Raw genomic sequence first — 21826 nt, forward strand, 5'->3', positions numbered from 1 at the left:
CCCAGCTCTTACAGTCTATATGTTTCAGGCAAAGTACAAACCTTTCTTGTGTCAAGAACGATTTTACCTTCAAGCTTTGACATCTGCTCTTTAAGCTGATTATGACCCACCATAATTACAACCAAATCAATATCCTCAAGAAATTTATCAAAATCGTGATACTGATTTTCAACTATATCCTTTGTTATAAAGGGGTCATAGGACTTTATAGGCTCAGAAGATTTTTCAAGAAGCTGTAAGGTAGGCGCTTCTCTGTAATCGTCAACGTTTTCTTTGTATGTAAGTCCGTAAAGACCTACACGGGAAATATCCTTAATTGCATTTTCCTTCATAATATCGTAAATGCGTTTCAAAACAAATTCAGGCATAGAGGCATTTACATTCATAGACTCATTTATAACCTTAGTTAAGGAGGGATAATCGCCTACCAAAAACCAAGGGTCAACCGAAATACAATGTCCGCCCACTCCGGGACCGGGAGTTAAAATATTTACTCGGGGATGCATATTACAAATCCTAATAATTTCATATACATCCATACCGTCAGAACGGCAGATTTTTGCAAGCTCGTTGGCAAAAGCAATATTAACTGCTCTGTATGTATTTTCAACAACCTTTGTCATTTCTGCAGTTTTTATATCGGTTAATACAATTTCGCCCTGACAAAAGCTTGAGTACAGCTCTTTTATCTTTTGTCCGACATTTTCATCGTCTGCACCTATTGTACGGTTATTGTGCAAAAGCTCGTACACCATATTTCCCGGAATTATTCTTTCGGGTGCGTGTACTAAATTTATATCCTTGCCTATAACAAATCCGTTTTCCTCAATTACAGGACGTACAAATTTATCAATTGTTCCCGGAGATACCGTAGACTCAATAACTATGGTTGCGCCCTTGGGGCAAACCTTCATAACCTGCTTTATTGCAGAATTCACATAGCCTGCATCTATCTTTTTTGAAATGTCATCATAGGGAGTAGGTACAGAAACTATATATGTATCCGTAACCTGATACTCCGTTGAAAATTTAATACCCGCTTTCAAGGCTTTTTCAAAAAGCTCGTCTAAACCGTCCTCTTTAAAGGTTGTTTTACCTGCATTTAAGGTTGCAACAAGCTCTCTATTGTAGTCAGTTCCTACAACCTCTACCCCGTGAGACGCCATCATAAGAGCTGTGGGAAGTCCTATGTATCCAAGTCCAATTACGTTAACCATTTATTTTTCACCCATCATTTCTTTTTCTGCTTTAAGAAGCTTACCAAATTCATTTTCCCAATTTACTTCTTTTGCTAATTTTAAAGCATTTTCGCTATACTTCTCGTACAATTCTTTGTTATTATACAGTTCATTTACTGCCTGAGCAAAGCATTCGGGAGTATTTTCTTTTAAAATAATGCCGAAATTATATTTTTCATTGAGGTATCTGTGTTCGGGAATATCAGACATAATGACAGGTAATCCTGCCGAAGCATACTCAAAAAGCTTATTTGATACAGAAAGCTTAAAATTAAGCTTTATCGCTTCTGTTACAGCTACTCCTACACAAGAGCGTGAAGCAAAGGGAATAAGCTCCTGTATTTTTACAGGCGGATAAAAAATAACATTGTCAGCCTGTAATTCCTCTTTCATTTTTAAAAGCTGTTCTTCCATTCTTCCGTAGCCTCTGAGAGCAAGCTTAATATCAGCATTATCTTTCAGCAAAGGTGCCGCCTTAAGCATTATATCATAGCCGCGTCCCTCGTAAAACTGACCGTGATTTAAAACCTCAAAGCCTTCATTTTTTTCTTTTGATATATATATTTCTCTGGCAAGACCGCAATTAGTAACTACAAGAGGCTTTTTAACCTTGTATTCCTTTTCAAAATATTCTGCCGCCGCATTGCTGACACAAACCATCAGATTACAGCGATTGATTATATATTTTTCGACCTTTTTTATAAAGCTTTTATACGCCTTATAAGGTAAGAGCGTATTATTTTCAACACAAATTTCGTGAGAGTCATATACAAGCTTGCATTTAAGCTTTTTGGCAGCGTGATAACAGGGTACCAAGGTATTTAAATCGTTTGAATGAATAATGTCGGGCTTTGACTCTATAATATAGTTTTCCAAAGCCTTATTTGTCATAAGCACACGTTTAATCTTTTTAATTACAGAATTAAGCTTTCCTTGATATTCATCGGACAACATAACCATACTTACAGGACAGGGGATTTTAGAAACCTCCTGTTCATTATATTTCTGACATTTATTACCCACACAACAAACATCAATACCTTGATTTTGATATTCAGCTATTTGCTTTCTGACACGGGGGTCATGCCATATCGAGTCTAATACAACAACGCAAACCTTCACTTCAAAAATCAAATCCTCTCAAGCCGAAAAATTTTTGACAAAGCTTTTTACATACTATTTTTTCGTTTTCTTTCATTGATATAGAAAAAGCTGAAAACGCCCATAAAAAGACCAAAAAACGTATCATTTAAAATACTGCTTGAAACAAAAAATTTCATTAGATAAATAAATATAAATGCAATAAGGAAATTTGTTCTGTTATAATATTTGGAATGACGTATTGCTCTGTATATAAATAAGCCTAACAAAACCAATAAAATCAATCCTAAAACAACGCCGTAGGCACATAAAAGCTCGACAATTATATTATGAACATAGCTTCCCTTTAATATAACCCTGTCTCCAAACAAGCCGTAGCCCAAGGGTTGCTTTTGAATAGCGTCTATTACTTTTTCTACAACATCGCTTCTCATTTGGTCCGAAGATGTATTACCCGACAGAATTTGATCTATTATATAGCTTTCAATATTTCTGCTTTCCAAAAAGGCATTTATATTCTGCAACACCGCATAATATGCATTTGTTTCTACAAACAGTGCTCCCGATATTCCTGCCACGGAAAGTACTGTTATCTTCCACCCTTTTCCCATTTTGAGAAAAGCTCTGTAAAGCACATACAAAACGCCGAATAAAAGAGGACCTCTTGTTCCCAAAATAAAAATCAGTATCAATCCTGCAATACACCAATAAAGGTCTGTTACTTTGTTTTTATTAAAGCCGCTGTTTGCCGTCATTACAACATATGTAAGAACTACATATGCAAAGGTCATATCCTTATTTGTCATTCCAAAGGTTGTAGCATAAGCAATATAAGAAATAATTATTCCTAATTTAGAAACACTGCCGATAACTTCCTGCGCCGAGACTGTTCTTGCTATCAGCTTACCTATAAGATAATATATAAAAGCAAAGCTCCAGTTAAATAAATTTGCTTTTATATATACGGTATTTTGAGGAAAAACTATCATGGTGATTGTAATGCTTAAAGCTATGAACACTAAAAAAAGTATATCAAATCCTTTAATTTTCAAAAAAACGTGTTTGAAATTTATAAGCAGAAAAATTAAAAACACTCCGTAAATTGTAGCAGTAAACAGATTTACACCTAAAAATTTAAGCTTAATATTACCCGAAAATACGCTCAAAATTACAGGCATAAGCCAAAAATATCCAATCAATAAATTTAATCGGGATTTTTCTTTTTTTAGATTTAAAAAACTTAATTTATTCATCTTTTTCCCCTTGCATATACTTATCAATATCGCTGAATAAATGTGCTTCTTTTCTTATTATTTCTTCGGGCAAATTCCACCATTTTTTCTCAAGCAAAAATTTTATTTTTTCTTCGTCAAAACGGTATTTTATAACCTTTGCAGGAACTCCGCCGACAACTGCATAAGGCGGTACATCATTAGTAACAACGGCGCCCGCCGCAACAATTGCACCGTCCCCTATTTTTACTCCGCCCATAATTGTTGCTCTATAGCCTATCCATACGTCATTTCCTATTATTATGTTTATTTTTCTTTTTTCGTCAGCATATTTGGTTGTAGAAAAAAACTGAGTATCAACATACGAGGTCATACACTGAATCTTTGAAGGAGTATGAAAAACAGGATGCGTGGAAACAAACTCCACAGGATGTGCCCCATAGGTCATTTTAACCTCTGAAGCAATACTGCAATAGCGGCCTATAATGCCGCTTAAAGAGGAATCGTTTCCTATATAAGAGCAACGCCCCATTTTTCCGCTGAAGGTGCTGTTTTTTCCTATTCTGTTATAGCCCTCGAGCTGAGAGCTGATGCCTATATTTGCGCTCATAGCAAATTTCAGCTTGCGTTTAGAATTTCTTAAGCGCACAACTATTTGTTTAACAATTCTTGCAGGCATTTTTTCACCTTCAAAATCAATATTTTTTCAGTTATTTATAAAACTGTTAAGCTCTTGTTTATAAAGCCTGTAATCAAAAAACTGTTCTGCTGTTTTTCTTGCATTGTCATACATTTGTTGACGCTCAGCAAAAGACATTTTTAACGCCTTTCTCAAAGCCTCGCAAACAGACTCTGCCCGACAGCTTTCTACAATTAAAGCGTTTTTGCCATTCTGAAGATATCTGCCTAAATCGCTTGTAAGATTACATATTACAGGTGTACCTGTCGCCAAACTTTCAGGCACCTTGGTAGGAAATCCGGCCTGCGCATACCTTAAATGTACAGGACGTATCAAAATCGTAAAATCAGCTTTTGCTAAATATTTCAAAACCTCTTGATGCGACATTCTGGGTAAAAACTGCAAAACCTCTCCTAATTCTTCTACCTCTTTTTCAGAAACCTGCGCATCCTGTGCTATACGTTGGGGAGTTGCACCGATAACACGAAGAGTAATTTTTTCTTTTTCCTGCGGATTAAGCATTTTTAAAGCATAAATAATTTCTCGGAAATAATCCTTTTTTCCCGGAGCGCCCGCATAAACAATTTCAATTTTATCCTCATTTGTGTCCTTTTCAAAGCTTATTGCCTGAGTATCACATATAGCAGGGATATACATACATCTATTTTTACATTTCAAAAAATACGATTCTAAATAACGGCTTATGGCAATAATTCCGGCATTTTCAGGAAGCAGCTTTCTCATCCATTTTTCACGTTTACAATAAGCAAGCTTGCTGTATAACGACGGATAAAACTGTTCTTTTGAATACCATTCAACGCAATCATGCATCAAAACAAAGCCATATTTTTTTTGAAGCTTTATAAGCTTTTTTAAAACTGACGTAGGAGTGTAATAGACAAGAACAATATCGGGCTTTTTCTCTTTTATATTTTTGATAATTTTTTTCTTGAAGTAAATATAATAATCAATCAGCTTTGTTATTTTGCCCTGCTTTTGCGTACATAAAGAAGTAAAGGGCAAAGCTTCATTTAAAGAATTCTCGTTTTTTTGACCTCTGCTGTAAATGTCAACAGTATTGCCCATTTCAATCAATGCCTTTGCAATCATATGCATACGTACAGACATTGCATCGCTGTTGGGATATTTGGTTTCCGTAATATACATAACTTTTTTTGAACAAAGCTGAAAATCGTTCATTATAAATTCTCCCTATACCATTCGATAGCTTCGTTTAAGCCTTTTGCAAAATCGTATTCGGGCTTGTAGCCTAATAATCTTTCTGCCTTGGAAATATCTGCGTTACTGTGCTTGATATCTCCTTTTCGCTCAGGCGCAAATTTTGGCTCAATGTTTACTCCCAGAGTCTTTGTCAGAGAATAGTAAATATCAATCAGATATTCTCTTCCGCCGTAGGCAATATTGTAAGCCTGTCCTGCCGCCTCACTGCTTGCAAGGCAAGCCTTTAAGTTGGCTTCGATGACATTGTCAATATAAGTAAAATCCCTTGATTGCTTGCCGTCGCCATTTATTGTGGGCGTTTCGCCGTTCATAAGCTGTTTTATAAACTTAGGGATAACCGCCGCATATGCACCGTCGGGATTTTGACGGCGTCCGAACACGTTAAAATAACGAAGGCCGTAAGTATCAAGGTTATAGTGCAAAGTATACTGCCTTCCCCATTCCTCATCGCACTGCTTTGTAAGCGCATAGGGGGAAAGTAAATTGCCCTCTCTGCCCTCTGTCTTAGGTAGGTTGGGCTCATCTCCGTAAACTGAAGAGCTTGATGCGTATACAAATTTTTTGACCTTGTTCTGACGGCTTGCTTCCATCATATTGAGAGTGCCCATAATATTATTGGCACAGTAAAAAAGAGGCATTTCTATAGAACGGGGAACACTGCCCCACGCCGCCTGATTTAAAACGAAAGCCACACCCTCTGTCGCTTTAAGACAGGTGTCAAAATCCTTTATGTCCCCTTTTATAAATTCATAGTTAGGATTATCTATAAATAAATCAACGTTTTCCTGTTTTCCCGTAGATAAATCATCAAGACAACGCACTCTATATCCCATATTGAGTATTGCCTCGCAGAGATTGGAGCCTATAAAGCCTGCTCCGCCTGTTACAAGAAAAAGTGAATTTTCAGGAAATTTCAAATGCTTAAAGCCCATTTTTACAGCCTCCAGTAACAATAGCCCTCGTTTTCATACTGCTCACGTTCAAGTAAGCCCTTGATATCCGACAGCACCTTAGGCGCTCCTTTTTTGAACATCTTATCAAAATCTTCAATTGACAAAGCTTTAAAGCAATCGTGAGCAACGGCTAAAACAACGGCGTCCATATCTTTAATCTCCGAAATGTCAACAAAGTCAATTCCGTAGTGCTGTTTTGCTTCCAAAGCATCGGCTGTAGGATCTGCAATAACAGGGGTAATGGCGTATTCCTCAAGCTCTTTTACAATATCTATAATTTTCGTGTTTCTTGTGTCGGGACAGTTTTCCTTAAAGGTAAAGCCTAAAATTGCAACCCTTGCATTCTTTATGGTTACAGAGCTTTTTACCATATTTTTTACAAGACATTCGGCAACGTATTTTCCCATATCGTCATTTATTCTTCTGCCCGAAAGAATAATCTGGCTGTGATATCCCATTTGCTCCGCCTTGTATGTAAGGTAATAGGGATCTACTCCGATACAGTGCCCGCCTACAAGACCGGGATAAAAATTAAGAAAGTTCCATTTTGTGCCTGCCGCTTCAAGCACTGATTTTGTATCTATTCCCATTTTATTGAAGATTATGGAAAGCTCGTTCATAAAAGCAATATTTATGTCGCGCTGACTGTTTTCTATAACCTTTGCCGCTTCGGCAACCTTGATACTCTCAGCTCTGTGAACGCCTGCCTCAACTACAAGCTCGTACACCTTGGCAACCTCTTCAAGAGTTTCCTCGTCCATACCCGAAACGATTTTTGTTATTGTTTCAAGACGGTGTACCTTGTCCCCTGGATTGATGCGCTCGGGAGAATAGCCTATTTTAAAATCGACACCGCATTTTAAGCCCGACTCTTTTTCAAGAATGGGTACACAAACCTCTTCCGTTACACCGGGATATACGGTGGACTCAAATACAACAATAGAGCCTTTAGTAAGATTTCGTCCTAAAATTCTGCTTGCGCTTTCAACAGGGGTTAAGTCGGGGGTATGGTCGGCATTTACAGGGGTAGGAACTGCCACAATATGAAACTTAGCTTCCTTAAGCTTTGTTTCATCGGAGGTGAAAAATACCGTAGTATTTTTAATAACCTCATCTCCAACCTCTTTTGTAGGGTCTATTCCCGATTTATAAAGCTCAATCTTTGAAGCGTTAAGGTCAAAGCCTATAACCTCTGCTTTTTTAGCAAAGGCAACAGCTATGGGCATTCCTACATAGCCAAGGCCTACAAGAGATATTTTTTCCTGTCTGTTTGCAATTTTATCATACAGTGCCATGTAAATCTTCTCCCAACATTTCTAAATGTCTTTTTAAATCTTCCTCGCTGAAACGATTTTTAATAACCTTAGCAGGAACTCCGCCCACAATGGAATACGCAGGCACATCCTTTGTAACAACAGCACCTGCCGCAACAACTGCGCCTTTTCCTATTTTAACGCCTCTTAAAACAGTTACATTTGCGCCTATCCAGTTATCGCCCTCAAATACAATATCTCTGTCATCCTCAGGACGTTTCTCCGAATCTGTTACACTGCTCATATATCTTCCCACTATATCGGTGCGGTGTCCCCCTGTTATAACAGTTACCTTAGGTCCGAACATAACGTGGTCTCCGATATATATTTTTGCAAGAGTACACATAAAAAGAGCCTGTTCGCCTATGGAAACATCGTTTCCTATATGCAGATTTTTCTCACCGTACAGGCTGATATTCCGTCCCAATTTAACATTTGATCCGTGAGAGCCTATTGCCGCAAGCTTTATTTTAGAAACTATAAGCTTGTTCCATGCACGCTGAAAAAATCTTATAATCTTATACATATCAAGGCCCCTTTTTGATTTATTTACTCCACTCTTCTCTATATCTTTGCATAACTATATCCAAGGAATAGCTTTCCTCAAGCTTTTTTCTTGCCTCTTGTCCCAAGCTTTCTCTTAGCTCTTTATCGTTTATAAGCTTTTCAAGAGCTTTTTCTATATCCTCTTGGTTTTTGTTTCTGATTAAAATTCCGCAGTCCTTTATAATATCGGGAATAGCGCCCACATCAGTAGCAATAATAGGCTTTTTATGCGCCATAGCCTCAAGCACAACATTGGGAAAGCCCTCTGTATGACTTGGGAGAATAAATATTCCTGCACCCTTTAAAAGCTCCATAGCTTCGTCGTGGGATTTTTCGCCCTCAAAAATAACCTTTGACGTTGAAAAATTATCTTCCAAGTGTTTTTTATACTCCTCCGAATAAGGACCTACTATTCTAAGACACCAATCGGGATTTTTTTTGCTTACCTTTTCAAAGGCGGGTAAAAGCTCTTCCATTCCCTTTGTTTTTATTACCCAGCCGATATACACAATCTCTTTGTTTTGAGAAATATTTTCAAGGCTGACAGTATCTAAATTAAAGGGATTGGGAATATTGCATACGTTAACGTAGGGTAAAAATTCCTGTATTGCCTTTTGAGTGGTAGTGTCAATAGCAATAACACAGTCTGCAAGCTTTAGGGCAACCCTCATAAGCTTCCATTCGGTTGTATTTGCCTTGGCAATTTCGGGAATTCTTCCAAATCTGATATGGTATATGCTTCTGACGTTTTTCTTTTTGCAAGCCTTGAGCATTAATATATCTCTTATAATTGCAAGCTGTCCGCTGGTGGTTATATGCACCGCATCTAATTTTTGCTCCTTTATAGCCTTTAAAAGCTCTTTACGCTTTTTAAGCATCATAAGGCCCTGCGTTACCACTCTGTCCCATAAGCTTCTTCCGTCTAACCCTCTGCTGACGGGAGCTGTGTTGATATGCACAAATTCAACGCTGTCATCATTTTTAACGTAATTATCAAGCATTAGCACCCAGTTTCCTATTCCCCCATAGGGCGGAGGTACAGGCGCTACCATAGCAATTTTTAAGCCTTTATTCAAAGTTTCTTCCATTAGCTATCACATTCCTATTATTTTTGAAAGTATTTTTGTCCTGTCAATTTTATCAACAATTACAGCAATAATATAAGGCACCGCTGTTCCTAAGACAAAAAGCAAAAGATAAGCCGCAATCACAGGGAAATTAAGCTTTAAAAAAATTATGCCAAGAACATTCTGAAAAGGCAGAGAAAGAATGTATATGGGGAAAGTATATTTCCCGATTTTTTTACAAAAGCTCTCAGTATATTTTTCTAAACTCAAAGAAAGCGTCAGCATTGTTGCAAGGCACGCCGCTCTTAAAACAAGATACATCAATGCCGAAAATTTTGAGAAAAACGCAAATGACAACAGAATATATAAGCTCCAGCCGACAACAGCAGTAATTGTACAGAATAACGGTTTTATTTTAAGCCTTGTATTTGTTGCAAAAAATGCGCCTGTCCAATACCACAGTAAATATTTCAGCACATCGTCAACACAAAAAAGCTTTGTTATATTGGGAATAAACTGAAGCGCAGTAAGAATTAAAAACACAATACAGGTTAAAGCCTTACTTTTTAATGCTTTTTTCATAATGGGCAAAAATGCACCGATAATGGCAAGCGTCGGCAAAAACCAAAGATGCGGCAAAATACTGTTTCGGGGAGTTATAAGCTGCAACGCAATTTCAAGGGGATTAAGAGAAAAGGGAACGTTCTGGATTTTTGCTATAAAAAATTTCGGCAGCAGCATCAAAAGAGATACTGCAAAATAAGGAATAAGCAATCTTGAAAGACGGCGCTTGATATATTGCGCATATCCGTACTTTTCTATTTGCTTTGTAAAAATGGCAAGAAAACCGCTTGCCCACATAAAAGTTACCAAGCCTGCCGCCTGTAGAAAAGGAACTGATGCCGTAATAAAATACGGGATATTGTTTCCCTCAGGGGTTGAGTGGCTTAATACTATCAAAAGCATCGCAATTATCTGCGCAAAAGAAATGTAATTAATTCTTTGTGCCTTTTCCACCTTTTTTTCCTCGTTTATAATTTATTTTAAAACAGCCTGTTTCTGAATACTTTGTTGTATATTTGCAAAGGTGTCAAACTCAAAACCGTTTTCCCTCAGCATTCCAATAAGCTCATCAATTCTTTTTTCAACCTTTTCCAAACCACGTCTTGCTCTGATATTTGATAAAAGATTGCTGTTGGGAACCTTTGGCATTGGAACCCTCGAAAGCTCAAAAGGATGAATGTAAAGTGCATAAGTCTGTGCCTGACTGATATATTTTTTCAAAAGGGGCTTCATAACGGTACTCCAGGGAAGAAGACGTATCCAGCCTCCGCCCGATACAGCAATATCCTTGCCTAAAAGCTTCTGAGTGCTTAAAGCAAACTCTGTCATATTGTCCTTTATGTAAATACCCTTTATTTTCTGTTCAAAAGAGGATAAATCAATTTCTCCGTAAAGAGGATGTCCCGTTACGTCCATTTTGCTGGAGCTGTACTTAAACCCAACCTCCTGCACAATCTGATAACGCTCATCGTCAATTCCATAGCAGGGAGCACGGTAGCCTATAACCTCTTTGCCTGTAATTTCTTCAAGCTCTGCCTTTGCCTGTGTAATTTCTTGTCTGAAAACCTCGGGAGATAAATCCAATGGTCTCATATGAGTTTTTCCGTGGCAGGCAATCTCGTGTCCGCAGGATACTGCATACTGAATTTTATCCTTAGCGCTCTGAGCCAACTCACTCAAAACAAAAAAGGTTGTTTTTATATTATGGCTGTTAAGCAAATCAACATAATTGGTAAATCCGTCAAGCATTGAATAGGAGGTGTCTGCCTTGCCTAAAAAGTAATAAAGGTGATACCAGTCCTCCACATCCATAGACAGCACCGCATATTTTTTATTTTCCTGCATTCTTTCACATCCTTTTTAAAGAAAGTGTTAGGACAAAATGTATAAATATATAATATATATAAATATATATAATAACTCATATTGCATTTTACCATAAATAGCTCTATGTGTCAATGCTGTCTTTACCTTTAAAAAAATCGGCTGAAAAACATTTTTTTCAGCCGATTTTTATCTCATTTTCTCTTATTTCACAGGTAAGACAAATAATCTCAACTCCTGCTTGGCAAGCTTCGAGCAAGGCATTGGCAAAGGCAGGGTCAGTTTCTTTATTTGCACGCACTTCAAATACGTTTTCCATCTGAATAGCAAAAATTATACACGCCTTATATCCCTCTTCAACGGCTTTTTTCAGCTCTTTAAGATGCTTCGTTCCTCTCAACGTAGGCGCATCGGGGAAATAGCCGATCCCGTCCTTTTCTAAAGTACAGCCTTTGACCTCTATAAGAGTCTTTTCGTCCCCTTTTTGACAGTAAAAATCAAGCCTTGAATTGCCGTAAAAATACTCAGGCTTAACTATGTCATAGCCTTGCTTTTCAAGCCATTCCTTAACTACGTAATTCGGCGCCTGACTGTCGATATTTACAAGGCCTAAACCTTTTTTATATACCGCAATTAAATCGTATTTTGTCTTACGGCTTTGGTTGTCGGATTTGCTTAAAATAACCTCACAGCCATCAATCAAAAGTTCCTTGCAGCGCCCTGTATTTTTAACGTGTACTGTCTCAATTTTACCGTCAATTTCTATCTTTGCAATAAACCTGTTAGGCCTCTCTTTGAATATTCCTTTTTTAATGTTTTTGTATATCATAGCTTATTCCCTGCATTGTCAAAGCCCAAGCTATAATAACAGCTTGGGCTTTTCCTTGTTATTTCTGTAATTTTTCTAAATCGTTTTTGCGGATTTCTACACGTCTTACCTTACCGCTGATGGTCTTGGGAAGCTCGTCTACAAATTCAACGATTCTCGGATATTTATAGGGCGCTGTATGTGTTTTAACGTATTCCTGAATTTCTTTTTTCAGCTCGTCAGTGCCCTGTGTTCCCTTTACAAGAACAACTGTGGCTTTTACTATCTGACCGCGTACTTCATCAGGAACAGGAGTGATTGCGCACTCTAAAACGTACGGAAGCTCCATAATTACGCTCTCGATTTCGAAGGGTCCGATACGGTAGCCTGATGACTTGATTACATCGTCAATACGGCCCACATACCAAAGATATCCGTCTTCATCCATCGTTGCCTGGTCGCCTGTGTGATAATAACCGTCGTGCCAAACATCTTTTGTCTTTTCTTCATCTAAGTAATAACCGATAAAGAGACCGCAAGGAACCTCGTCTTTGGTGCGAATGCAAATCTCACCTGCATCACCTATCTTACATTCATTGCCGTCGGGATCAAGAACAACTACATCGTAAAGCGGACTGGGTCTGCCCATTGAGCCGATTTTAGGAGTTGAACCAACGAAGTTAGCGATAGAGAGAGTAGTTTCAGTCTGACCGAAGCCTTCCATAATAGTAAGTCCGGTAGCTTTTTTAAACTGATTAAACACCTCAGGGTTAAGAGCTTCACCTGCTGTTGTTGCATATTCGATAGAAGAAAGGTCGTACTTTGACAAATCTTCTTTGATAAAGAAACGATACATTGTAGGGGGAGCGCAGAAGGTTGTGATATGATATTTAGCAAACATAGGCAGGATATCTTCTGAATGGAATCTGTCAAAGTCATAAGTAAATACACCTGCTTCACAGAGCCATTGACCGTAAAGCTTACCCCAAAGAGCTTTACCCCAGCCTGTGTCAGAAATAGTGAAATGTAATCCGTCAGGATTTACATTGTGCCAATGCTTTGCAGTAGGATAATGACCTAATGCATACTTGTAGGAATGAGTTGCAATACGGGGATATCCGGTTGTACCGGAGGTAAAGAGCATAAGCATCGGGTCGTTGCCGCAAGGAGTTTCCTCGGTACGATTATAATGTGTGCTGAAGCGTTCCATTTCAACATTAAAATCGTTCCAGCCCTCTTTTTTACCGCCAACCAAAATTTTCAACATTCCGGGGAATTCTGCAGCTGCATTTTCCGCTTCGGTTGATACATCTCCGTCAGCTGTACATACGATTGCTTTTACTTTAGCTGCCTTATATCTGTAAACAAAATCGTGTTCTACAAGTTGATTGGTAGCAGGGATTGCGATTGCTCCGATTTTATGAAGAGCAAGCATACAGAACCAGAACTGATAATGACGTTTAAGAACGAGCATTACGGTATCGCCCTTTTTGATACCGAGAGATTCAAAGTAATTAGCCGTCTTAGCTGAATATTTCTTCAAATCGCTAAATGTAAATCTGCGGTCGGTTTTATCATTTGCTACCCACATCATTGCAAGCTTATCGGGATTCTTTTCTGCAATAGCATCAACACAGTCAAATGCGAAATTAAACTTATCGTCATTTTTGAATTTGATGCCGTTAAACACGCCGTTTTCATCGTAAAAAGATTCTACGAAGTTATCGGCAACGGTTGTTGCGCCTGCTTCTTTTTCTACTACTTTAGAAACCACATAAGGCGCTTCGGGATATTCCTCACTCACAAGACCGTCCTGAGGGTTAAGAACAACAGCGTGAAATTCACAGCCACCCTCGCTTACAGCAATCATACCGTGGGGAATAAGGCTGTTATAGAAAATAGAGTCTCCTTCGTTGAGAATATCCACGTGGTTACCTATCTGCACCTTGAGAGAGCCCTTTACAATAACATCAAACTCCTGACCGTTATGGGAGTTAAGCTTCATAGGTGCGTCTTGTTCTTCGGGAATATAGGGGAATTTAACCAAAAAAGGCTCGGCAAGCTTGTCCTTGAATTTCGGGGCAAGATTATCATATTCAACGCCGTACTTTTTAACAATCTTAAGGCCTTCCCCCTTTCTTGTAATCGAAAAAGAGGAAAGAGTTGTGCTTGTTCCTTCAAGAATGTCAACAACCTCAACGCCGCAAGCCTTTGCACATTTATAAATAAATGTGAAGCTGAAATCGGCATCTCCATTTTCTAAAACTTTATAATCTTCATAGGATACGCCTGTAAGCTTTGCAAGCTCTTGTTGTGAGTATCCTTTTGCTTCTCGCAGTTCCTTAATTCTTCCTGCGACCTCTTTCAAACTGTAATCCATTTTTTGTCTCCTTTCAAATATGACTATTTTGAATAAAACAAAAAACTCGTCTCAAAAGAAACTTTTGAGACGAGTAATAAACCCGCGGTACCACTCAAATTACGGAAAATATATTTCCGTCACTTTCCGAGCTCTAACAAGCTCTTTGCTTTTACGCAGCATTACGGAAGGAGTCTACTTGCTTTCGCTTTCGGTCCTCCGACTCAGAAGTGATAAGTCATTGGAAAGATTCACTATTGCCTCGCACCAACCGGCAACTCTCTGATAGTTTTTCATTCCGACCGTCTTCATCATAGTCGTTTTTGTGATATTCAAATTTGCAATAAATTATAGTACAAAAAAATATATTTGTCAATACTTTTTTTGAAAAATTTTTATTTTTTCAGAAAACAACTCACGAGTTCACCGAATAATCCTTTTTAAAACCGTGTGCTCCGAAAATTTGCCATTTGCCAACACCAAGACGCCCGATTATCGCCTTTCTTTCCTCAGCGCATAGTTTAGGATCCGTGTCAACCGAGGTCATTAAAATAGGTGCATATTGATTGTATTCCGCTTGCTCAGGGGTGAGTCCGTGTATATTGATGTAAATATCGCCTGTAATGGCAATATTCTTTGTATAATCAATTAAAACGATTTCACCCGGCAAATGTCCGCCCTTTCCCTCATAAACCTCAAAGTGCAGTTCTTCAAAGTCGAAAAATCCAATTTGTGTAAGAGGTTCTGTCAAATTCTCAATATCTTTCCACAAGGCTGTAATCTTATCCGGATTAACGGTTTGATAGGAAGTGAGGATTTTACAGATGTTAATATACGGTTTATGAAGCAAATTTTTCTCTCGGTATCCGTCATTTCCTAAATATTCACTCTTTAAACAGAATGCTGTTTTTGGGCTGGCTATAATCTCATCAAACAGCGGCAATAGACCACAATGGTCAACATCAGCATGTGTTACAAGAATGGTTTTCTTTATGTCTTCAAAATCGGGGACAATCTTTTTGAAAACCTCAAGCATTTCCTCGCTATAACAAGCATATCCGCTGTCCACAAAAAGAACCTTGCCGTTGCTTTTTATGATAATCGTATTGCTGCCGCACGGAGGCTCTATTAAAGTAATCTCTGTGTTCTCGGAAATTCTGTGAGAACTTATTCTCGGCACAAATGCTTTTGCCTTTGAATTTCCGAGCAATTCGGCAAATTTACTTATGCTGTCAAAGGTTCTGTAGGGTGATAAGCCCTGTTCATCAAGGGTTTGCATAGCAAGGTTAACGTGAACCAACAGCTCGCGGCTGACTGCTTCCGAAAGCCCCATTATTTGCGATAAACCCATAACATAAGTGTTATAAAAAATACTGTTATCATAAACCTTTTCAGAGCGGTTATAGTCAATAACACGAACCTTGCACAGCTTTTCAGCTTCTTTCAGAAATTCCGATATTTTTTCAAAATCCTCAACATACAAGCCCATCTTAAAGTACTGATAGTCTGTGCCGTTTTCTTGAGAGCTTATATAGGAAATATTGAAATTAAAATCACGAATTAAAGCAAGTATGCTTGTAACACTTCCGGGAATATCTTTAAGGCAAAATTCAATTAAAACTACGCTTGTTTTATTTGTATTACTTTGAAGATACCCTATTTTTTCAAGCTCAGCATCCGCCTTACTTAACTGTTCCTCCGTACCTTCTGCATCAATAAATAATGTCTGAGAATCAACCGCTTTATTATAGCTTACACGGGTTATATTAATTCCCAAAGCAGAAAAGCATTCACTTGCTTTCAAAAATGCGCCTATGTTATCGGGCATAGATGTCACATAAGATTTTTTCATTCTATCACCTCAAATGCCGTTTATATTTTGCATTTAACGATAGCTTCCGTCACGTCTTTTAATACAAGCTCGCCGTTTTGATTATACGCATCAATCGTGATTTCAACCAATCCGTTTTTAAAACTTCGCTTTACTAAATTTGTAATAGTTGCCTTTCCCGTCAAAACATCGTCAGCAAATACCGGCTTGAGCCATTCAATTTTAGTAGATTTTCCGGCAAGTAATTCATCGCCGAAAAAATCAACCTCAAGATATTTTGCCCAAACAGACATAAAAGACATAACACCCGGTGCAAGCAATTTACCAAAAGGCGTTTTTTTAGCATATTCCTCGTCAGTATGAAGCGGAATATTGTCATAATCCTGAGCAAAAGAAATCATTTTTCCTTTTTGAATAACAGCAGGCGCTGTATTGACTGTCATACCAAGTTTAAGCTCTTCAAAATACATTTTACACCCATATCCTATCACAGTATCAATTCCATACCGATTTTTTGCGGGACAAAGCCGCAGGCTTCATAAAAGCGCAGCGCTGAAGGATTACAGCTCCACACATTCAGCGTGAGATTGTAACAATTATTTTCTTTGGCAAATTCAACAACTGCCTCATATAATTCCTTGCCAATGTGTTTTCCTCTCATTTTTTCATCAACACAAAGGTCATCTATATATAAGGTTTTGATGTCTGTCAACACCGAATTGTTAATATGCTGCTGAAAGATACACAAGCAATATCCCATTACCTCATCATTTTCATTCACTGAAACAAGGATAGGACGATGCTTGTCCTTTAAAATTACTTTCAGTTCTTCTTTTGAATATTTTCTGCCAATTTTAAAGATATCCGGTCTGCCGTTGTGATGGACAAGGTCAACCTGCAACAGTAACTCCTCAATCTTCGGAATATCTTTTTCTAATGCTAATCTTATCATTTTTAAAGCTTGCAAATATCCTTTTCTGTGATAAGCTTAAAGCCTGCGTTTGTAAGTGCAGCTTCTGCCGCATTGTTATCCTCAACACGAATAACAACATAAGCGTGTTTTTCTGTGCGGGCCATAAAAGCATAAAGATACTCTATATTGATTTTATTTTTATCAAGAATTTTCAACGCCTCAGAAAGCTTGCCGGGTTCATCGCTGATTTTAACGCCTACAACATCAGTAATCTTAATAAGATATCCTTCCTGTGTAAGTATCTTCTCTGCATTTTCTTCATCGTTAACAATAAGACGGAGAATACCAAAATCCTGTGTTTCCGCAATAGAAAGCGCTCTGAGATTGATATTGTGCTTAGAAAGTGTATCAGTTATAGAAACAACTGCACCTTGCTTGTTTTCAACGAATATAGTTAATTGTTTAATAGCCATTAGTTTATCTCCCTTCCGAATTATACAAGTTTTCTCTTATCAATAACACGAACAGCTTTACCTTCGCTGCGAGCGATAGCCTTGGGCGCAACAAGGTGAACAGCAGGATTGATACCGAGCATAGCCTTCATTGCATTTGCAAGAGACTTTTCCATAGCAATAATTTCGCCAACCTTATCAGTAAACTTTTCAGGTGTCATTTCCACATTTACTTCAAACGTATCCGTATTCTTAACACGGTCAACAACAATTTGATAATTAGGCTGATAGCCCTCGTTCAATAAAACTGTTTCAATCTGGCTTGGGAACACGTTTACGCCACGAATAATAAGCATATCATCAGTTCTGCCCATAGGCTTCGCCATTTTGACAAGTGTTCTTCCGCAAGAACATTTTTTACGTGAAAGAACGCAGATATCACGAGTGCGATAACGAAGTAAAGGAAATGCTTCTTTGTCAAGAGAGGTGAATACAAGCTCGCCCTTAGAACCCTCAGGAAGAACTTCGCCTGTTTCGGGGTCAATAATTTCAGCGTAAAAATGGTCTTCGTTTATGTGCATACCTGTCTGTTCACTGCACTCGAAAGCAACGCCAGGGCCGGTTGTTTCGGTAAGACCGTAAATATCGTATGCCTTAATTCCAAGCGCTTGTTCAATGCCACGACGCATTTCCTCAGTCCAAGGCTCAGCGCCGAAAATACCTGCTTTCAACGGAATATCCTCGGGTTTATATCCTTGTTCCTTTAAGGTTTCACCGATATATGCCGCATAGGAAGGGGTACAGCAAAGTATAGAAGCGTTAAGGTCCATCATAAATTGGATTTGACGATCGGTATTACCTGAGGACATAGGAAGTGTTAAGCAGCCAACCTTGTGCGAGCCGCCGTTAAGACCGGGACCGCCTGTAAACAAACCGTAACCGTACGCAACCTGGCACACATCCTTTTTTGTACCGCCTGCAGCCATAATTGCACGGGCGCAGCAATCTTCCCAAAGGTCAATATCCTTCTGTGTGTAAAACGCAACTACACGTCTGCCTGTTGTGCCTGATGTGGACTGAATACGAACACAGTCATCAAGAGGCTTTGCAAGCAATCCGTAAGGATACGCATCACGCAAATCTGCTTTAGTAAGGAACGGAAGCTTGCAAAGGTCATCAATACCCTTGATATCCTCCGGTTTTACGCCCTTCTCGTCCATAAGCTTTTTGTAGTAAGGTACGTTTTCGTAAACGTGCTTCACCTGTTTGACGAGCTTTTCTGATTGAAGCTTTTTCATTTCTTCAAGCGGCATAGTTTCAATTTCTTTTTGATAGTAGTTTTGTGCCATTTTTGAACATCCTTTCTTTTTGTGTTTAGCTTTCCTAAGCCATAAATTGTTAAATACAAGACTTCGGAGTGTAAAGAGCAAACAAAAAACGCCCTCTGCATTCCGATAACGAATACAGAGGACGAGAAAATTACTAATCCCGTGGTACCACCTCAGTTCGCCGCCACTTCACAATAGCGACCTTTTCAGGTACTAACATACCTTAGTTCTGTAACGGGAACTCCCGTTGCCTCCTACTAAAGATTTCTCTTATTCAGTGCACTGCTAACAGAATGAATTCAGAAGGACACCATCTTTGCCTCGCACCCACCGGCAACTCTCTCAAGATTTTTTCCAACCTACTGGTTTCTGCTCCTCGCATTTAGTGTTACAACTTATTCAATTATTGTTAAATATAATAACACCATTGTTTAAAAAAGTCAAGTCCTAAATTTTCGGTCCTACACTGTCTACTATAATATCTTCGCTTGCTCCGTGCTCTAAGGCATGTTGCTTCCACCCTGCCGACAGCATAGATGTATGAGGATTGCGTACATAGGTTTCGAACACATAAAAGTTCTTAAGCTTAGGGAAAACAGGGTTAATCAAATCAAAGGTTGATACTGAACAATAACAGATATCAAGATAGTAAAGATTAGGTAAATCGTTGAAAATCCCCGCATTCTTTTCCCCAAAAGCAGTGTTCGATACCGATATTTTTTTAAGACTTTTTTTAGTGGATAAAAACGCAAGTCCGTCTTCGGTTTCATCACTGAGATAAATCTCTTCAATCACATTATTTTCAGATAAAAGTCTCTCAAGCTCTCCCTCTTGATAGCCATAAACAGACAGTCCCTTTAAGCCTGCAAAGCTTGAAGGCGAAACAGCAGAAAAATCAATGCTTTTGGTTTCAAAATTATTATATGACAGTCCCCAGACATTTGTCAGAATGCCGTTAAGCATTTCAGGATAATTATATCCGGTATAATAATCTCCGTAGTCAATAACAAGCCAATCGTATTGAGGAAGCTTTTCAAAGCCTTTAAGCACATTTGCGTTAGCCTTTGCATCATAGGTTACAGTGCCGTCTAACGCGGTGTAAAAAGACATCTCAAGGGGATATGCCTCTTCCTTTTTATAAAAGCTAATGATTGTCTTTCCTGCAGCGGCATTTCCGGCTCCAAAGGTGATGTGTATTTTAGATATTTTTAAGCTTTTTACCTGTGCATAAGTAGGATTTTTAACTCCCGGAAGCAATTTTTCGAAGGCTAATCTCATCATTTCCTTCATTGACGGGTCTGCAAAATAGTCAAGTACTGCCTCTTCCTCTTTGTTGACAGGCTTACTTACAACATCAGAGCTTCCCTCTGCCTTTGACGAAGAGGTTTCTGCTTTATCAGAGCTTACGTCTGAGCTTATGTCTGAACTTATTTCAGAGCTTATATCGGAGCTTGTTTCCTGTGAAGAAATTTGCGAGCTGCTCTGTAAAGTTTCTGAAATAGACGAGGATACATCAGGTGCTTTTTTGTTACAGCCCGAAAGCAAAAGAGAAAAACAAAGTACCGCAAAAACAACTTTTTTCATAAAAAACACTCCTTTTTATAGTTTGATAATTAAATTATAACATAAAATGGTAAAAATTGCAATAATATTACCTTATTAAAGGAATTATAGCGGAAATCAAAATTAGAGACAGCGCAGCAAACAAGACAAGAGCTAACCCCGATTTTTCAACTTCGATTTTTATGTTGGGATTATATTTTTTTATTTTTCTTAATCCATATGCGGGGAAATGCATTATTTCAATAGAATATTCTTGTTTTTGGAACGATTCGATAAATATGGTAGCATATGTATAATTAACACTAAATTTGGAACACATCCTTGGGCTAAATGTTATTTTTTTAATATCCTCCCATAAGATAAAATCATTATCTAAAAGCAACCCGTCTTCCCGTGCCACAGCTACAATTTTTCCAAAGAAAAATCTGTTTAATAATGACAAAACAATAAACGGTGCAAGAAATGCACACCCTATTGTTACAAACATTGGAAGATTTTCTATCATTTCTTTCATTACGGAAAAATCAAAATTATTTTCTTTTAATTCTACGACAATAAGCATAACAGATATAGCAAAAAATAAAGAAAGAATCCCATAAATACAAGTATTAAAAAACTGCCAACGGATTTTTTCGCCTTCTGAATTTTTCAATATAATTTCTTGCTTGTTGGTAGCTTTACTTTTAACAAAATCTAAGAAATGCATCAAATTTTGCTTTTGTGAATCAATTTTTAAAACTTTAGGAGATGCAATGATTCTGCAAGGGTCTCCCTCATTAAAGGATATATCAATTACATATTGCTTAAATATCTTTGTCTGTTTTATTTTAACCGATTTTACATCTAATGGGATGCGGCCGGTAGCTTTGATTTGCTTTCCGGAAAATAGCACTATCAACAAGTGAGTCTCTGTTAAACCAAAATATCCCCCTTGCTGTATATTGCCTTGTCTTAAAATACCATAAATAGAACATTTCAAAACTTCGCCATCTTCTAATAAATCCGTCAAAGAACTAATCATTAGGTCTTTGTAAACCATATAATCACCGCCTTTTAGATCATTATAGCAAAATCTTAAATTGAAATCAATTATCAAAACAAAAATCCGTCCTCTTACGAGAACGGATTTTTGTTAAAAAATGATTTCACAAATTCTAATCCTTTTGATTTTTAACATATTTGAACTACCACATATTAAATCACACCGCAGGTGTAAATGTAATCAGCACGAAGTATTGTATGTAATTGCAACGCAAGTTGCGTATGTAATCAAGCCGAAAAGAAAACATACAAGGCTAACACCTTGATGACATA

General features: G+C 38.0%; 20 protein-coding genes. All 20 read right to left on the reverse strand.

The features are described from left to right. Positions 1–8: 8 nt before the first annotated feature. The 20 genes from E7480_01620 to E7480_01715 all read right to left on the reverse strand — a co-directional run bounded on the left by E7480_01620 (position 9) and on the right by E7480_01715 (position 21608). Positions 9–1217, reverse strand: coding sequence for a nucleotide sugar dehydrogenase (locus tag E7480_01620; GenBank protein ID MBE6903289.1), 1209 nt, complete (start codon positions 1215–1217; stop codon positions 9–11). Then, positions 1218–2372 carry a glycosyltransferase family 4 protein gene (locus E7480_01625; protein ID MBE6903290.1) on the reverse strand — a complete coding sequence of 385 codons (1155 nt, stop codon included), beginning with the start codon at positions 2370–2372 and terminating at the stop codon, positions 1218–1220. A 35-nt stretch (positions 2373–2407) separates the two neighbouring features. Next, positions 2408–3592, reverse strand: a complete 1185-nt coding sequence (locus tag E7480_01630) for a hypothetical protein (GenBank protein MBE6903291.1) — start codon at positions 3590–3592, stop codon at positions 2408–2410. Further along, complete coding sequence (locus tag E7480_01635) at positions 3585–4250, reverse strand: CatB-related O-acetyltransferase (GenBank protein MBE6903292.1); 666 nt, start codon at positions 4248–4250, stop codon at positions 3585–3587. Before E7480_01635 ends, E7480_01630 begins: the two co-directional genes overlap by 8 nt. A gap of 27 nt (positions 4251–4277) precedes the next feature. Continuing rightward, positions 4278–5450, reverse strand: coding sequence for a glycosyltransferase family 4 protein (locus tag E7480_01640; protein ID MBE6903293.1), 1173 nt, complete (start codon positions 5448–5450; stop codon positions 4278–4280). Continuing rightward, a complete protein-coding gene (locus E7480_01645) occupies positions 5450–6424 on the reverse strand; it encodes an SDR family oxidoreductase (GenBank protein MBE6903294.1) in 975 nt (324 codons plus the stop codon). Before E7480_01645 ends, E7480_01640 begins: the two co-directional genes overlap by 1 nt. 2 nt (positions 6425–6426) lie before the next feature. Next, positions 6427–7740: a nucleotide sugar dehydrogenase gene (locus E7480_01650; GenBank protein ID MBE6903295.1), complete on the reverse strand. Its 1314-nt coding sequence runs from the start codon at positions 7738–7740 to the stop codon at positions 6427–6429. Further along, positions 7727–8284 (reverse strand): acyltransferase, encoded by a 558-nt coding sequence (locus E7480_01655; protein ID MBE6903296.1) that lies wholly within the window; start codon positions 8282–8284, stop codon positions 7727–7729. The genes E7480_01650 and E7480_01655 overlap by 14 nt, the downstream gene beginning before the upstream one ends. 19 nt (positions 8285–8303) lie before the next feature. Then, positions 8304–9392, reverse strand: a complete 1089-nt coding sequence (locus tag E7480_01660) for a glycosyltransferase family 4 protein (GenBank protein ID MBE6903297.1) — start codon at positions 9390–9392, stop codon at positions 8304–8306. 6 nt (positions 9393–9398) lie between these two features. Further along, positions 9399–10388 (reverse strand): acyltransferase, encoded by a 990-nt coding sequence (locus E7480_01665; protein ID MBE6903298.1) that lies wholly within the window; start codon positions 10386–10388, stop codon positions 9399–9401. A 21-nt stretch (positions 10389–10409) separates the two neighbouring features. After that, positions 10410–11279 (reverse strand): DUF3473 domain-containing protein, encoded by an 870-nt coding sequence (locus E7480_01670; protein ID MBE6903299.1) that lies wholly within the window; start codon positions 11277–11279, stop codon positions 10410–10412. A gap of 157 nt (positions 11280–11436) precedes the next feature. Further along, positions 11437–12087 carry a DNA/RNA nuclease SfsA gene (sfsA, locus tag E7480_01675; GenBank protein ID MBE6903300.1) on the reverse strand — a complete coding sequence of 217 codons (651 nt, stop codon included), beginning with the start codon at positions 12085–12087 and terminating at the stop codon, positions 11437–11439. 58 nt (positions 12088–12145) lie between these two features. Continuing rightward, positions 12146–14446, reverse strand: a complete 2301-nt coding sequence (locus tag E7480_01680; GenBank protein ID MBE6903301.1) for a helix-turn-helix domain-containing protein — start codon at positions 14444–14446, stop codon at positions 12146–12148. Between the two features lie 394 nt (positions 14447–14840). Beyond that, positions 14841–16277, reverse strand: a complete 1437-nt coding sequence (locus E7480_01685; protein MBE6903302.1) for an MBL fold metallo-hydrolase — start codon at positions 16275–16277, stop codon at positions 14841–14843. Between the two features lie 20 nt (positions 16278–16297). Then, positions 16298–16726 (reverse strand): hypothetical protein, encoded by a 429-nt coding sequence (locus E7480_01690; protein MBE6903303.1) that lies wholly within the window; start codon positions 16724–16726, stop codon positions 16298–16300. Positions 16727–16743: 17 nt separating this feature from the next. After that, positions 16744–17208, reverse strand: a complete 465-nt coding sequence (locus E7480_01695) for a GNAT family N-acetyltransferase (protein ID MBE6903304.1) — start codon at positions 17206–17208, stop codon at positions 16744–16746. A gap of 2 nt (positions 17209–17210) precedes the next feature. Further along, positions 17211–17642 (reverse strand): ACT domain-containing protein, encoded by a 432-nt coding sequence (locus E7480_01700; GenBank protein MBE6903305.1) that lies wholly within the window; start codon positions 17640–17642, stop codon positions 17211–17213. A gap of 20 nt (positions 17643–17662) precedes the next feature. Beyond that, positions 17663–18970, reverse strand: coding sequence for a phenylacetate--CoA ligase (locus E7480_01705; GenBank protein MBE6903306.1), 1308 nt, complete (start codon positions 18968–18970; stop codon positions 17663–17665). A gap of 426 nt (positions 18971–19396) precedes the next feature. Beyond that, entirely contained in the window at positions 19397–20533 is a 1137-nt protein-coding gene (locus E7480_01710; protein MBE6903307.1) for a hypothetical protein, read from the reverse strand. A 67-nt stretch (positions 20534–20600) separates the two neighbouring features. Then, positions 20601–21608 carry a hypothetical protein gene (locus tag E7480_01715; GenBank protein ID MBE6903308.1) on the reverse strand — a complete coding sequence of 336 codons (1008 nt, stop codon included), beginning with the start codon at positions 21606–21608 and terminating at the stop codon, positions 20601–20603. Positions 21609–21826 lie beyond the last annotated feature (218 nt).

Source organism: Oscillospiraceae bacterium (assembly GCA_015067255.1).
Lineage (GTDB): Bacteria > Bacillota > Clostridia > Oscillospirales > SIG519 > SIG519.

Excerpts from the sequence above, each read along its gene's own strand:
- E7480_01705 (MBE6903306.1), bottom strand. The coding sequence starts at position 18,970 with ATGGCACAAAACTACTATCAAAAAGAAATTGAAACTATGCCGCTTGAA.
- E7480_01630 (MBE6903291.1), bottom strand. The coding sequence starts at position 3,592 with ATGAATAAATTAAGTTTTTTAAATCTAAAAAAAGAAAAATCCCGATTA.
- E7480_01685 (MBE6903302.1), bottom strand. The coding sequence starts at position 16,277 with ATGAAAAAATCTTATGTGACATCTATGCCCGATAACATAGGCGCATTT.
- E7480_01620 (MBE6903289.1), bottom strand. The coding sequence starts at position 1,217 with ATGGTTAACGTAATTGGACTTGGATACATAGGACTTCCCACAGCTCTT.
- E7480_01660 (MBE6903297.1), bottom strand. The coding sequence starts at position 9,392 with ATGGAAGAAACTTTGAATAAAGGCTTAAAAATTGCTATGGTAGCGCCT.
- E7480_01645 (MBE6903294.1), bottom strand. The coding sequence starts at position 6,424 with ATGGGCTTTAAGCATTTGAAATTTCCTGAAAATTCACTTTTTCTTGTA.
- E7480_01695 (MBE6903304.1), bottom strand. The coding sequence starts at position 17,208 with ATGATAAGATTAGCATTAGAAAAAGATATTCCGAAGATTGAGGAGTTA.
- E7480_01700 (MBE6903305.1), bottom strand. The coding sequence starts at position 17,642 with ATGGCTATTAAACAATTAACTATATTCGTTGAAAACAAGCAAGGTGCA.
- E7480_01655 (MBE6903296.1), bottom strand. The coding sequence starts at position 8,284 with ATGTATAAGATTATAAGATTTTTTCAGCGTGCATGGAACAAGCTTATA.
- E7480_01650 (MBE6903295.1), bottom strand. The coding sequence starts at position 7,740 with ATGGCACTGTATGATAAAATTGCAAACAGACAGGAAAAAATATCTCTT.
- E7480_01710 (MBE6903307.1), bottom strand. The coding sequence starts at position 20,533 with ATGAAAAAAGTTGTTTTTGCGGTACTTTGTTTTTCTCTTTTGCTTTCG.
- E7480_01640 (MBE6903293.1), bottom strand. The coding sequence starts at position 5,450 with ATGAACGATTTTCAGCTTTGTTCAAAAAAAGTTATGTATATTACGGAA.
- sfsA (MBE6903300.1), bottom strand. The coding sequence starts at position 12,087 with ATGATATACAAAAACATTAAAAAAGGAATATTCAAAGAGAGGCCTAAC.
- E7480_01670 (MBE6903299.1), bottom strand. The coding sequence starts at position 11,279 with ATGCAGGAAAATAAAAAATATGCGGTGCTGTCTATGGATGTGGAGGAC.
- E7480_01635 (MBE6903292.1), bottom strand. The coding sequence starts at position 4,250 with ATGCCTGCAAGAATTGTTAAACAAATAGTTGTGCGCTTAAGAAATTCT.
- E7480_01690 (MBE6903303.1), bottom strand. The coding sequence starts at position 16,726 with ATGTATTTTGAAGAGCTTAAACTTGGTATGACAGTCAATACAGCGCCT.
- E7480_01680 (MBE6903301.1), bottom strand. The coding sequence starts at position 14,446 with ATGGATTACAGTTTGAAAGAGGTCGCAGGAAGAATTAAGGAACTGCGA.